We start from the raw sequence: 13,656 nt of genomic DNA on the forward strand, positions 1-13,656 counted from the left end.
TCTAACTTAACAATAGTTCGGGTTTTGGGCAAACTGTGAAGCGTGAGAAACAGAGGAAAGGAGGAGTGGACGTGACAGAACCACAGCAGAACAAGGATGAAGCGAGCAAACCGCTGATAAAGAAATGTACGTATTGTCAGGAGATGAAACCTTTAACGGACTTTCAGCGCAGAACGGGTCGCCGGGCTGGTCCTTATTCCCGACGTGGTCCTTGCCGTTCCTGCCGGGGGTTGGCCCCGCAAGAACGTGCGGCTACGTCCGCTCCTTCCGGCGAGGAAACAAATCCCTCGGCTGCTCCCGTGATGCAGCATAGCCTTGAAGCAAATACGGCTGCGCACAGCCTAGAGGCGTCGCTACCTATGGAGGCACAACGCCCCCGCAGGAAGCCGGTCACGGACAAAGCGCGTGAGTGCCACCAGCAACGGGTTCGGCATCTGCTTAGCAGGCTGAAGCCTGCGGATACCCGGGCGTTGCGGCTCAATCGCAATGGCATGATTCGGCTAAGAGGCAAAACCGACCAGGGGAGACGCTGGCATCAAGAGATTGAGCTTGATCTGGCCATGACCCTGGTCAGAGAGCGTATGGCGGTGATTGTTAATCCATACACCGTGCGCAGACTGTATAGCAACAAGGAATTTCGTCAATATGTGCTTAAGCGTGACCGTTATACTTGCTTTTTTTGCGGGGGCTACGGTGACACGATTGATCATTTACTGCCTCGGGCAAAAGGGGGGCACACAACGCCGGTCAATTGTGTATGTGCTTGCAATGAATGCAATCAAGTTAAGGCTGCCCGCGATGTAGATGAGTTCATTGAGTCTGGTGTACCGCAGCCGTCTCCTGATGATTTCGAGGCACCTGATAATCCTGACGCTTCTGAAGGCACCCTACATACGTAGGGCGACTCTTGGAGCGTAGATCCCTTAGTACAGTTCTACTTCAAAGCCGGATTCCTTCCAGGCTGTTGTTCCGCCTTCGATAAAAGCTACATTGGTAAAGCCCATCTGCTGGAGTGTATAAGCTGCCAATGCAGCTTGTCCGCCTGCCCCACAAGTGGTGATAATCGGGCGGTTGCGGTCACGTAGACGTTCGTCACGCAAATCCTGTGGAACCTCCAAGTCAGCGCGGATGGGCAGCATGCCCAATGAAATATTGGCGCTTCCGCGAATCAGACCGCAAGCGCCTGCATCATGGGAGTCCTGTACATCGATAACAAATGTATCTGGATTTGCCTCCATTCGCTGACGTGCCTCCTGTGAATCAATGCCCTGAACGTGCTGCCTCGCTTCTTGAACCATATCTCCAAATGTTTTAGCCATCATTTAAAACCTCCGTATGAATATATTTTGTGTTATTTTTATATTATCGAACTAAAACGCACTCTCTTTATTACCCTCCTCTAGCATAAGATGACCCTTCTTTTAAGGGAAACTTGGACAAAAATCGAGCTTATTCTAATTTTTATCTAAAATAACAATAAAAATTTTGCAGAAATTTGTGCAAATTTAAAATTTCTTCGACGATTGTGTCGTGAAAGGTGTAATATAGAGGTATAGGGTTCCGTTTCGGCCTGTTGTAGTCACGAAGGAGCGCTTCGTGGAATATTCCGCAGCAGTAACAACAGAATACCGTCTGAGCAATATACAATTGGCATCTGCGATAAATCAGTCTTGCCCTGTAGGGTATAGGCCGGTTTTAGCTGTGCTTCTTGCATGTTTAAGGGCGTGAATTCGATGAACGTTTTATTGCTAGAGTTTATGGATACAGGTTACGAGAAAGGAATGGACTTCTATTTTCACAGTAAAGGAGGACGTTCACGCATGTCTGAAAACCAACAAGAGGTGGCAGTAACACAGGAAGCTACCAAAGAGTCTCGGGATGTATTGGACCAATTGATGAAACCGGAGGTTCAGCAATCGCTGACCGTGCTGGTAGAAAATCTGCCCAAGTTGACTGAGATGGTTACTTTGATGACCGACGCTTATGATGTAGCTCGCAGTCTGGCGACTGACCCTGTCTTTATCGGAGATATGAAAAGCTCCATGGGAGAGTTTGTGAAGCCTGTTACAGATTCGGCTAAAGGATTGGCTTCTGCTGCAATTGAAGCAAATGACCGTGTACAAACTACGGACGGCAGTGTAGGTCTGTTTGGCCTGCTCAAAATGCTTAAAGATCCGAATGTACAAAAAACGCTGCGTTTCAGCCAGGCTTTCCTGGATATTCTGAATGAGCGCCAACGCGAAAGCAAATAATTACCTGATCGAGAACGGAGGATGGACATGTCGAAGCAAATTTTGATCTTGGGCGGCGGATACGGCGGATTGCTGGCCGCTCTTACAGCACGCCAGCATATGGACGCTAGCCAAGCCACCATTACAGTGGTTAACCGCTTTGCGTCGCACCAAATTATTACGGAACTGCACCGTTTGGCGGCAGGTACAATTGCCGAAAAAGCTGTTGCGCTTCCTTTGGAAAAACTGCTGCGTAACAAAGAAATTATCCTGAAAGTGGATACTGTTTCCGAAATCAAGCCTGATGATAAAAAAGTAACCTTGGCCAGTGGCGCTACGTTGAGCTATGACGCTCTCGTTATTTCCCTGGGCAGCGAAACGGCTTACTTCGGTATTCCAGGACTGCAAGAGCATAGCTTCACGCTGAAATCAGTGGCAGAAGCCAATCGCATTCGCGCACATGTGGAAGCTCGTCTGGATGCTTACAAGCAATCCGGTAACCAAGCAGACGCTACAATCGTTATCGGTGGTGGCGGTCTGACAGGCGTTGAGCTGGTGGGCGAATATGCTGACAAATTGCCTGTAATTTGTCGCGAAAAAGGTATTAACTACGAAGATATCAACTTGTATTGCGTAGAAGCTGGACCATCTATTTTGGCAGGCTTCCCTCAACCACTGGTTGATCGTGCAGTAACAAGCCTTGAAAAACGTGGCGTTCAAATCGTAGCGGGTGTTCCGATTACAGAAATGAAAGCTGACGAAGTTCTCTTGAAAGACGGACGTTCGATCAAAACGAACACACTGATCTGGACAGGCGGCGTACAAGGTAATGCACTGGTTGGCGCATCTGGTATCGAAGTAAACCGTGGTCGCGCAACTGTGAATGGTGCACTGCAATCGACTTCTCACGAAGACATCTTCCTCGCTGGCGACAGCGCAGTGGTGTTCCCGGGTGAAGGCGAGCGTCCATACCCTCCAACTGCACAGTTGGCTTGGCAAATGGGCGAATTAGTTGGTTACAACATCTTCGCTTATTTCAACGGAGCGAAAATGGAACGCTTTACGCCAGTGTTCTCCGGTACACTGGGCAGCTTGGGAAGAACAGACGCGATCGGTACTGTAGGCGCGAATGGCACCCAACTGAAAGGCGCTGTAGCCACTTTGATGAAGGAAGGCAGTAACATCCGTTACTTGTCCCACATCAAAGGACTTTTTGCATTGGCCTATTAATATTCTTTATATTTTATATGTTTCATTGGAAGAGAGCGCTATTCAGCGCTCTCTTTTTTTGTAGCTTTTCTTTTCGACACTAGAGTTGCTTACGATTCATTAGTCTTAATTCACTTCATCTTCGCTAACTCTGCCACCTGTACAGGGGGGAGCGCACCTTCAAATATACTCAGATCATCAATAGATCCTTTGAACGCAGGGTCCCACCAGTTGACACCTAAGCTGAATGTTCCAGATTTGGAGGTAAAGACATCTGGGAATTCTGAACCGATAAATTGAAGCTCGCCATTCACATACACGGCTAACACCCCACGTTCTACAGTGAAGGCGAGATGGGTCCATTCATTTGTTTTGATCTTTAGGCCAGTACTGCCGGTATACCAAAGTGAGCTGCCGGACCAGACCATTGTATTATCCTTCTCGGGTCCTCTGGGCAGAAGGCTAATCCAGTGGTTACTATCCATAGCTCCAAAGAAAGTTGGTGTATGCAGAGTTAAATCGCTTGGTTTTACCCACAGTGACACGGAATATGCTGAGCTGGATATGAGTCCTTCAGGTAGAGCAATGCCTGACTTTCCATCAAGGACTATAGCTTGGCCCTTTACGCCTTCAGCGTAGGATACACTTCCTCCCTGGCGATCGATTCGGTCACCGATAACTTCTCCATTAGCAAAAACATCTTGCTGATCCTCCAGATTATTTTCAAATGTGTATGACGCAGTCAATGTTGCTTTCTCATAAGGGGATACCGTGATGTTAAAAACTTTGTCCCGACTACGTTCTCCTTTGGTAATGGTAGCCGTCAAAGTGGCAGATGCAGCCTTTTCTCCGATTCCTGGACGCTTGATTTCACCTGTATCCGTAATGACGCTTTGGTCTGAAGTTTTCCAGGTAATCCGGGTTTGCCGACTGCCTTCCTTCGGAAGATTCAGGCTAGCCGTCACCCGACTTGTATCGCCAAGATCTAACTCACGATATACACTGTCCACTACTGTCGTATCGGTCATATCAGGGAGCTTACTGCCCCAAGCCATTTCACCTTTATTCGATAAAACTGTAAACACCAGGATGTATTGATTCGTAACCTGATCCCATTGTCTTAAGAATACCCCATCCAATACAGCACCATCCAGTGTTAATTGGATATTCGCCTCTCCCGACTTGCGCCATGTTCCTTGGACATCGCCTTCGATGGTATGATCTGCTCTAAGCTGAATGAATTGTGTATTCTTGATCGTAGCCGAAGAATCACTGCCATGATTAACATATTGATAATCGCCAATGAATTGTTTCTCATCCAGCTTTGTAAGCGTCTCGCCACCGTAACGGTAAGGAGCTACGACAGGCCAGTCATCCTGATTCATAAACATTTGGTGTACACGCAGCTCATGTGTCTCCCCCTGCTGAGGGAATCGGGCATGAAAGACGACAAACATTTGTCCAGTAGTAGGATTGGTGTATACAGAATTGTGTCCAGGGGAAACATAGCCGTAGCCAGTGCCTGTACCGGGATCGCCTATTTTACTATCGAATAAGAAATTACCTATCAACTTGTTGCCATAAGTTGTATTTTTGGTGTTTGCCGGCAAAACAGCATTCTGTCCTTTGGCATCTTTATAAGGTCCTGTCGGTTTCTTAGAACGGAATAACCTCATGTTATACCCTCCGTCGGCTGCAAGACCGCCGTAGGTTACATACAAATAGTAATAACCCGTTTTTGGGTGGTATTCAATATACGGACCTTCCCCGGACTCACCGTATCCACCTGCGATCTTGGTGCCAAAATAACGATCAATCAGACGGCCGTCCTCCGTAGTTCCATCTTGACCTGGATACATGGGTTTGCCAGTTGCTTTATCCAGCTCCAGTAAAAATATTCCCCCGGACCATGATCCATACGTCATCCACAAGCGACCGTTTGCATCGTAAAAAACGCTTGCATCGATTGCATTTGGGAACATCCGATTCGCATAAGAACCATCGGTATTAAACCATCCCGGTCTGGGCCCCTCAAGCTTGCCTTCCTTAATAAGTTGTTGAATCGGCGTATTTGTCCATTTTTTATCTACCTTGCTATCTTTATCGAAAGCAGTATCCTTCGTAAAACCAGTGTGTATAATGGTATCCACATATTGATATGGACCCTCGATTTTGGGTGCAACTGCAATGCCGATCGCGGAACGAATGTAGGTGGAAGATGCACTATAATAAATCATATATGCCCCTTTTGTCCCATCCTCATTGACATAATGCTCATTCCAAAATACATCGGGCGCCCATACTGAGAATCCTCCCTTACTATCCGCATCATTCTCACCCGCCCAAGCGAAAGATCCAGCTAGATTCTTCGATAAGTCCCCGTAAAGTGTGTTCCCAGGCGTAGTGTAACCGTTTGCAAAAGAAGTCCAGTTTGTAAGATCTTTTGACTTCGCCGCAGAGATGTGTGACCCAAATACATAATAAGTGTCACCGTCTTTGACAATGGAAGGGTCATGAACCGATACATTAGAGAAGGTTGGCGCATCCTGCTTATTGTTCTGGTCTGGCAGCGTTGCCGCCGCGTCTATTGCACTTGCACCTAATGGTACGCTTGCGACTGCTAATAATAATGTTAGTGTTATTGCAATGCTTTTCCTGACTTTACGTTTAACAAAACTTCTCATCATACACATTTGCCCCTTTCTGAATTGGAATACAGTGATATATTCTGCTTTCATCGCTAAATACCTTTATATTTATAAGTATTATTAATGTATTTATGAATCACTTGTCTATTAGGTAAAAATTATAAATTATGGTTGACGTTGTGATTTTGTGAGGGTAATCTAGTTAAGAAAAGGCTAATAAGAACGGTTGTTTAAAATAATTTTGGTTTTAGCCTAAACGCTAACAAAGGAGAGCATTATGAAAATCAGACTGTTGGTCTGCCTTATGATTCTACTAAGTTTTGCTGGTGCACACTCGAATTCGACATCAGCTCAAGCTCAAACCCCCATACACCTGAAGGTCAATGATCATTACGTTTTATACACCTACCCTGCATCACCCTTTGTGGATAAGAAGGGAAGGCTGCTTATACCGCTCCAAGCGGCTGAGGATATACTGGGCGGCAAAGTAACTTACAATGCAGCGAACAAGACCGCTTCGATTGATCTGTTAGACCGTAATGTAACGGCAACGATTGGATCACCCGAAATATCGGTTAACGGCGAACCGATGACAATGGATACAGTCCCTATCATGCTAAGTAATGCAATGTTTTTGCCAGTATCCATCCTGTTGAAAGATACAGATGCGAAGATGGAGTGGGATCCCAAGCTTGGCTTATTGAAACTAAAGCATGATAGCTTTACAGAAAGTCCAGTTCTTATGAGGTTTAAGGGACAAGACTTGGCCCAAGTCATTGATGCGAATGCATTTGATCTTACTTCCTTTGATTGGGATCGAAAAAAAGGGTTATTAAATATTCATGCTATGTACGAGAGCAGCTTATCACCTGCTTCCAGGCAAATCGACTTTAATCCTCTGATTGTGTATAGCAAAGGGACCTATAGTGTAAATCCTTATTCTAAACCCAGTATGTTTTACAAAGTTAAAATAACCAGTCCCGGTAATCTGGTTTATACGAGAAATATCGATACAATCGATGCGGATAAAGACTATATAAAATATATTACTTCTGTTGGCAGATTAATTAAGTAGTGGAATGTATGTTGCTTGTACATCATAAAAAAGCGACAAAGGCTTAAGGGCCTTTGTCGCTTTTTTTGAAAGATTAATCTTAGAAGGTAATGATTTGACTGCTGTTTCCTTTATTGCGTACGTATCCCACGACTTTGGATACAGACTCTCTGTCTTTAAGATAATTAATAACGCCGTCTGTCAGGTTGTTTTTTTGATTGTTTGACATTTTATTCCAGTCATCCGAATTTACATAAACTTCGACGATAGCTTCACTGCTGTCGCCTCTTACTGTGAAATCAAAGCCGACCCCATTATAGGTGCCATATCTATCGGACAAGTTACGTTGGATCGTACTTGTATCCAGAGAAGAAGCTACCTTTTTAATCGTCACATCGCCTCTGCTGTTGGTTGAAAAGGTCGCCAGTTTATCTCTATTACTGGAGTTTTTCACTGTGCCTTCAATATCAGCATCTTTATACTCTTTCAAAATATCTTCAACGATGTCTTCGAGGTAGCTTTCCTTTCTGCTGTCGGATAGATCATCCCATCTGGATTTTGTCATTTCGATGGTCACCGTAATATCACTTTTGTTACCATCCAACGTGATATCAGAGTTGGTGCTATAGGCATCGCTGTGATCATCGTTCAGCTTCTTTTGAAGATCCTTCAAGGAGCTAGAGCTATTTTTGCTTGCTTCATCTTTTAGCGTCTGGTTGTCTTTCTGCAATTGAGCAATGGTAGCGTCCTTCGTCGTGTTCGCTGCTTTCGCTGTGTTGAGCTCTTGAGTCAGCGTCGTAATCTGGTTGTTCAACGCCGTCACTGTAGACTGATCAATCGGAACGCCGTTGTCGGCAATGACTACGCGTTTGTTTGTACCATCCCATGTTACCTTTTTATCCAAAGCTGTACCTGCCAGCTTCAGCGGGATATACGTCACGCCATCCAGCAGAAATGGTTCTGTTTTAGCATCAGCAGGAACCTCGGTTCCGTTGTAGATAATTTTAATATTGTTATATACTGCTTGGATCGGCTTAGTCACTTGTGCGGCATATGTGGATTGGCTGAAAAGAGCCCCGGATATGGCCAAGGCGGATACGGCAGTGATGATGACAGGTTTTTTGATAGATTTCAGTGATTTCATTCGTTGGTCTACCCCTTTATTTAAGAATTATAGCCTGGTTCATAGACTAGAGTAACATTAATGCCTACAAAATCCAACAGCTTGGAGAGTCATTATGGGTTGTGCTTATATTGGTTAGACGCAACAGCAACCGTAAAAGTTGCCCTGTTTGCGCAAAAGTTTTTCCAAAAGTATCCGAACAACACAAAACAAGCCCGCTGCACAAGACAGCGTGACTTGTTGGTAAAACAGTGCGTCGAGGTTATCCATTCAGGATTATTTGCCGTCCTTCAGTTTGCCTGCTGTTTCCTGAAGATGGCCTTTGGCCTTATCCAGTTTGCCTTCGGCTTGAAGGGACTTATTATCGGTAGCGTTCCCGATTTGGTCCTTGATTTCACCTTTGGCTTTGTTCACATTACCTTTGATTTTATCGCTAGTTCCGTTATCCTTCATGTTATAGCCCTCCTTATGTGATCGAACTTTCATTCAGCATGCTGTAGTTAGTCATTACCCGAGCGAGGGTAATACGAAACCAGAGGCTGTATATCACAGACGGGGGTATAATGTTGGATACGGATTAAATCAGAACGTGAAGTGGGGAGTGAGCGCATGCTCAAAATTTTATTGTTTATTCTCGTTATTCAAATTATTTACGTATCGGCGTATACACTGCGCATGATTCTGACGCTGAAAGGACAGAAGTACATTGCTGCGCTCATTAGCACCGTGGAAGTTACGGTCTATGTGTTGGGCTTGAATGTTGTGCTTAAGTACCTGGATCAAGTGGCAAGTCTTGCAGTATACGCCATTGGCTATGCATTGGGCATTCTTATTGGAGCATGGATTGAGGAAAAAATAGCGCTCGGTTATGTCACCGTTAAGGTGATCAGCAATGAGATCAATGGAGGAATTGCCAATGCGCTGCGGGACAAGGGATACGGCGTTACAGCCTGGCTGGGCAGTGGGCGTGATGGAGAGCGCCTGGTGATGGAAATTTTGGCTAAACGGAAAAACCAGAATAAGCTGTATCAGTCCATTCTAGAGCTGGATCCTAAGGCTTTTGTCATTACAGTAGAGCCGAAGCAATTTCATGGCGGTTTCTGGACCAAGGCTATCCGTAAATAAACATTTTGGTAAAATGCGCATATTTTTCGGAGCTTGGAGCATATTAATACCCGCACAGGTGAATTTTTCAAAAATCCAATAGCGACTTCCATTGAACAAGATATAGATCGAAATGGTTTAGTTCGTCTATATCTTGCCTTCGGAACGACTGGAATCAAAATTCGAAAAACCTGGCACAGGTGGAAATTAACAGTAATACGACAGGGGATATTACCCTATAAAAACCGAGGGGGGATATAGATGTACAGACGCCAGGCCCCGGAAATCATTCCAGAGGAAAATACGGCTATTTGGTCGTGTACAAACGAGGGTTGCAACGGTTGGATGCGAACGGATTTCACCTTTTTGAACGAGCCAGCTTGTCCATTTTGCCAAGCCTCGATGGGGCAAGAAATGCGGATGCTGCCGATTCTCAATCGGGCGGGCAATTCCTTTGTCGCCCAGCGCTCCTAATCCAGGATTTCGCAAAATCTACAATTGAATGTGAGTACGATGATCACACTGCAGAATTTATGAACGTCAAAAGCCGCTCCAGCGACATGCTGAGCGGCTTTTGGTTGTGGAAAATTGAGAATAGCGATGACTTCTCCCCAAAGTAAGATATGCATTGATCATGGTCTCTGGATGGGCTGCACGGAATCACGATATACAATATGTCCCTGCACCAGGACTCGACCAAAGCGGCTGCCGGGATGACTTATTTTTTTCATCATTGAATCAATCGCGGTACGTGCCATCTGCTCGATGTCTACTCCGACCGTGGTCAGTTGCGGAACAATAAGAGTGGCGTATACATCGTTGTCAAAGCCGACCACAGAGCAGTCTTCAGGTACGCGGTATCCCAGAGCAATGAGCTTGTGTACCAGATTGTGAGCGACCTGATCGCAGTTACATACGAAGGCAGTCGGTAGCGGCTGAGGAAGCTCCATTTCAACATAAGTACCTTCGTCGTCCCGGTCACTGAGCACCCACTCGTTACGGAGGGGCAGTCTGTGCTCCAGCAAGGATTTATAGTAGCCGAGGAAACGATCCTGAATACTACTGGTGGAATAGATATTGCCTACATATGCAATATCACGATGCCCCTGGGCGATCAAATAGTTGGTCAGCTCATATGCTCCGTAGAAATTATCCGTCACCACGGAGTCGATATCGGCATGTTCATCATAAAAATCGAGAAACATTTTGGGTAGATCCATGGTTTGTACCAGCTCGATATATGGCTTGCTCACTTGACCCAGGAGAATGAAGCCGTCCACCTTGCGGTCGTAATAGATACGTGGCAGATTAAGCTGTTCTTCGTCTTCGCGATGAAGGATGTGAAGGATGCCATAGTAGCCGTATGGCTCCAGTGCCCGTGAAATTTGCTGGTAGATGTGCAGATAAAACGATTGGCCGGGGCCGGTAAAACGTTCAGGAATGACAACACCTATGTTATAGGTGAGGCCCTCCTTCATGGACTTGGCAACGGTATTGAAACGATAACCCATTTCGCCCGCGAGCGTCTTAATACGCTCTTTTAGCTCCTCGCTAACCCCATCCTTGTCATTGAGCGCCTTCGACACGGTCACGCTGCTTACTCCCAGCTTATCTGCAATATCCCGCATCGTAACGTTGCTCTTCATTCCTGTTCCGCCTTCCAATTTTAAAAAGATAAGCATTTTGCCTAATCCAGAGAATGGATGCAAAATGCTGGGGAATATATCAGTAGCTTAGCCGCCTGTAAAATCCAAAAAACTTAGCAGGGTTGCTGTCCATAGAACAACTATTAGCCTGCGGGTAACAGTTGTTCTATGGATAGTATACATGGTTCCGCAAGCAGGATAAAGCCTGCGGCTTATGTCCGCTGGGAAGGACAGGAGTGTGCTTGCAATAGCGCTTCATTGTGATGAATTAGCTCACGGCGAACAGCGGCGCTGCCGAGAGAACGCAAGGGATCAGATGATGTATTGAAGGTGTAGTCCTCCAGTCTAGCGATGGTGGTCGTCGCTACGTGAATACGGGTATCACTGGATGCGTAGTAAATAAAGACTTCATCTTGCTCGTTAACAACAGCCCCGTTGCAAAAAATAACATTCGAAACGTCGCCCACGCGTTCCTCATCATAAGGAGCCAGAAAGTGCCCGCCGGGCTTGGCGATGACGCGCGTAGGGTCTTCTAGACTGGTGGCAAAGGTATACAGCACATACCGCAGCCCGGCGGCCGTATTGCGTACCCCGTGAGCAATATGAATCCAGCCGCGACTGGTTTTGATCGGGGCAGGCCCCTGACCGTTCTTGGCTTCGTACACCGTATGATAACAGCGCTCATCAATGACGGTTTCGTGTTCAATCACGGGTTGTGTAATATCTTTGCACAGGCCGAAGGCGATGCCTCCGCCTGAACCGGTGGAAATAAACCCGTCCTGGGGACGAGTATAGAAGGCATATTGACCGTCCACAAATTCAGGGTGCAGGACAACGTTGCGTTGTTGTGGGGACTGGGTAGTGATGTTGGGAAGCCGGGTCCATGTACGAAGATCACGAGTGCGGACCAGTCCGGCCTGAGCGACAGCACTGGAGGTATCGTGGGGTGGTGCGTCAGGGTCCTTTTTTTCCGAGCAATAAATACCGTAAATCCAGCCGTCCTCATGCTTTACCAATCGCATATCGTACATATTTGTTTCTTCCGGGTCGATATCCTCCCATACGAGGGGAGCGTCAATGAATCGAAATTGATCAATGCCGTTATCGCTCTCTGCCAAAGCAAAAAATGACTTTCGATCCAGTCCCTCTGTGCGCGAAACAAGAATGTATTTTCCTTCATGATAGATCGCCCCTGGATTCAATGCCGCATTTACACCCAGCCGCTCCATGAAAAAGGGATTGGTTTGCGCATCCAGATCAAACCGCCAGTGAAGTGGAACATGATGGCGTGTGAGCACTGGGTAGATGTAGCGTTCGTAGATACCATTATAAAAGGTAGTTTTAACCTCATTGGGGCGTGTAATCAGTTCCTCTTGCTGCAACCGCAGCTCATTGTATTTGCTATGGATCATTGGTTTTCCATCCTTTCTAGCATTTCTATGCAAAATCGGCTGTTGTGATAAGGGCACTTCCAGGGTCCTGCAATCTCTCTCGCATCAGGCTTACCGTCCGCTTGAACTGACCAGAACCATTCGCCTCCGGGGCGCGGATCTATGATATGTTGCCGGGTATAGGACCATAGATTTTTCACAATTTGCAAAAATCGTTCGTCTTTTGTACGTTGAAACGCATTATAAAAACCAACCATCCCCTCGGCCTGTACCCACCAGATACGTGAGGTGTCTACCCGCTCTCCTTCCCGCTCATTGATGAGCGATCCGTCTGGCTGAACAGCGCGCTCTGCTACCGCATTGGCAATATCTATCACCATATCCACGTATTCTGACAGGTAATAACCCAACACACTCATAGCGTCCTCAATCAACCAGCTGGCTTCGATGTCGTGACCATATGAGGTCAGGTCAAGCAGAGAGCGCCATTCATGGTCGAAAAATACCCCCAGTCGTCGGGCAGAAGCATCGTAAACACGATGATATAAAATATCCAGTACGTTCGTCAGTGCATCTCGAACCTCTTCATTTGGCCAGACGCGCAGCAATTGGGTGTACGCCTCCAAAACATGAATATGCGTATTCATGGTGATATGCGCGGTAACCCCATTTTCGCTGAGTAGCTCATTAGGCTGCGTGTTCCACGATCGGTCATATTGTTCGCCGTATGCCTGCCGGGTGGGATCATATCCTTTTTGCTCCAGCAGGTGGAACAGCTCCATAGCTAGTGGTAATGCATTCGGGTCGTCTGTGGCACGTGCATACTCTGCTATCGCATAGATCGCAAATGCCTGCGCGTATACATGCTTGCACGTGTCCACGGGTTGCCCGGTGTAGTCCACCATCCAGTACATTCCTCCATGTAATGGATCAAGCAGGTGATCCCGCAGGAATGTGAATGCATGTCGTGCGGCTTCTGCATAGGTATCTTCCCCTGTTACACGGGCAGCCGCCGAGAATGACCAGAGTAGCCGTGCAGTGGCAATCCCGCCTTTGTTAGCTTGGTTATGAATGTGCAGATCCACGTCCACCTCGCCGTAAAACCCACCGTGTGTCTCATCCTTCAGTCCAAGCCAGAATGGGAGTATGTGCTCCTTCCATTCCTGTCTAATTTCGTCCAGTAATGTTTCCAAGAGACAAAGCCTCCTTCGGAAAATGAATTATTAGGTTATCGTTAACTTTACAGGATT

The 13,656-nt window shown here is 46.5% G+C and carries 13 protein-coding genes; 6 read left to right on the forward strand and 7 right to left on the reverse strand.

The window, feature by feature from the left end; genetic code table 11:
- Window positions 1–71: 71 nt before the first annotated feature.
- Window positions 72–899 carry an HNH endonuclease gene (locus MHB46_RS15620; RefSeq protein WP_341162793.1) on the forward strand — a complete coding sequence of 276 codons (828 nt, stop codon included), beginning with the start codon at window positions 72–74 and terminating at the stop codon, window positions 897–899.
- A 24-nt stretch (window positions 900–923) separates the two neighbouring features.
- Here the strand turns inward: MHB46_RS15620 and MHB46_RS15625 are convergent, their stop codons facing one another.
- Complete coding sequence (locus tag MHB46_RS15625) at window positions 924–1,319, reverse strand: rhodanese-like domain-containing protein (RefSeq protein ID WP_023990896.1); 396 nt, start codon at window positions 1,317–1,319, stop codon at window positions 924–926.
- 501 nt (window positions 1,320–1,820) lie between these two features.
- Between MHB46_RS15625 and MHB46_RS15630 the strand changes: the two genes are divergently transcribed.
- Window positions 1,821–2,252 (forward strand): DUF1641 domain-containing protein, encoded by a 432-nt coding sequence (locus MHB46_RS15630; RefSeq protein ID WP_013312528.1) that lies wholly within the window; start codon window positions 1,821–1,823, stop codon window positions 2,250–2,252.
- Between the two features lie 27 nt (window positions 2,253–2,279).
- A complete protein-coding gene (locus MHB46_RS15635; protein WP_061829474.1) occupies window positions 2,280–3,461 on the forward strand; it encodes an NAD(P)/FAD-dependent oxidoreductase in 1,182 nt (393 codons plus the stop codon).
- Between the two features lie 110 nt (window positions 3,462–3,571).
- Here MHB46_RS15635 and MHB46_RS15640 read toward each other — a convergent pair whose 3' ends face one another.
- Window positions 3,572–6,127 (reverse strand): LamG-like jellyroll fold domain-containing protein, encoded by a 2,556-nt coding sequence (locus tag MHB46_RS15640; RefSeq protein WP_341162794.1) that lies wholly within the window; start codon window positions 6,125–6,127, stop codon window positions 3,572–3,574.
- 238 nt (window positions 6,128–6,365) lie between these two features.
- Between MHB46_RS15640 and MHB46_RS15645 the strand changes: the two genes are divergently transcribed.
- Window positions 6,366–7,163 (forward strand): copper amine oxidase N-terminal domain-containing protein, encoded by a 798-nt coding sequence (locus MHB46_RS15645; protein ID WP_341162795.1) that lies wholly within the window; start codon window positions 6,366–6,368, stop codon window positions 7,161–7,163.
- A gap of 79 nt (window positions 7,164–7,242) precedes the next feature.
- On the opposite strand, the gene MHB46_RS15650 is transcribed toward MHB46_RS15645, so the two are convergent.
- Together MHB46_RS15650 and MHB46_RS15655 are read right to left on the reverse strand one after the other, a co-directional pair.
- Window positions 7,243–8,286: a stalk domain-containing protein gene (locus tag MHB46_RS15650; protein WP_341162796.1), complete on the reverse strand. Its 1,044-nt coding sequence runs from the start codon at window positions 8,284–8,286 to the stop codon at window positions 7,243–7,245.
- A gap of 255 nt (window positions 8,287–8,541) precedes the next feature.
- Window positions 8,542–8,718 (reverse strand): CsbD family protein, encoded by a 177-nt coding sequence (locus MHB46_RS15655; RefSeq protein WP_013312524.1) that lies wholly within the window; start codon window positions 8,716–8,718, stop codon window positions 8,542–8,544.
- A 156-nt stretch (window positions 8,719–8,874) separates the two neighbouring features.
- Between MHB46_RS15655 and MHB46_RS15660 the strand changes: the two genes are divergently transcribed.
- Window positions 8,875–9,390: a DUF2179 domain-containing protein gene (locus tag MHB46_RS15660; RefSeq protein WP_023990890.1), complete on the forward strand. Its 516-nt coding sequence runs from the start codon at window positions 8,875–8,877 to the stop codon at window positions 9,388–9,390.
- Between the two features lie 240 nt (window positions 9,391–9,630).
- Window positions 9,631–9,843 (forward strand): cold-shock protein, encoded by a 213-nt coding sequence (locus MHB46_RS15665; protein ID WP_025721956.1) that lies wholly within the window; start codon window positions 9,631–9,633, stop codon window positions 9,841–9,843.
- Between the two features lie 158 nt (window positions 9,844–10,001).
- On the opposite strand, the gene MHB46_RS15670 is transcribed toward MHB46_RS15665, so the two are convergent.
- The 3 genes from MHB46_RS15670 to MHB46_RS15680 all read right to left on the reverse strand — a co-directional run bounded on the left by MHB46_RS15670 (window position 10,002) and on the right by MHB46_RS15680 (window position 13,599).
- Window positions 10,002–11,015 carry a substrate-binding domain-containing protein gene (locus MHB46_RS15670; protein WP_341162797.1) on the reverse strand — a complete coding sequence of 338 codons (1,014 nt, stop codon included), beginning with the start codon at window positions 11,013–11,015 and terminating at the stop codon, window positions 10,002–10,004.
- A gap of 212 nt (window positions 11,016–11,227) precedes the next feature.
- Window positions 11,228–12,427 (reverse strand): glycoside hydrolase family 130 protein, encoded by a 1,200-nt coding sequence (locus MHB46_RS15675; protein ID WP_341162798.1) that lies wholly within the window; start codon window positions 12,425–12,427, stop codon window positions 11,228–11,230.
- Window positions 12,424–13,599, reverse strand: coding sequence for an AGE family epimerase/isomerase (locus tag MHB46_RS15680; RefSeq protein WP_341162799.1), 1,176 nt, complete (start codon window positions 13,597–13,599; stop codon window positions 12,424–12,426). Before MHB46_RS15680 ends, MHB46_RS15675 begins: the two co-directional genes overlap by 4 nt.
- Window positions 13,600–13,656: the final 57 nt, after the last annotated feature.

Origin of the sequence: Paenibacillus sp. FSL H7-0703 (genome assembly GCF_038003485.1) — a bacterium.
GTDB lineage: Bacteria > Bacillota > Bacilli > Paenibacillales > Paenibacillaceae > Paenibacillus > Paenibacillus polymyxa_B.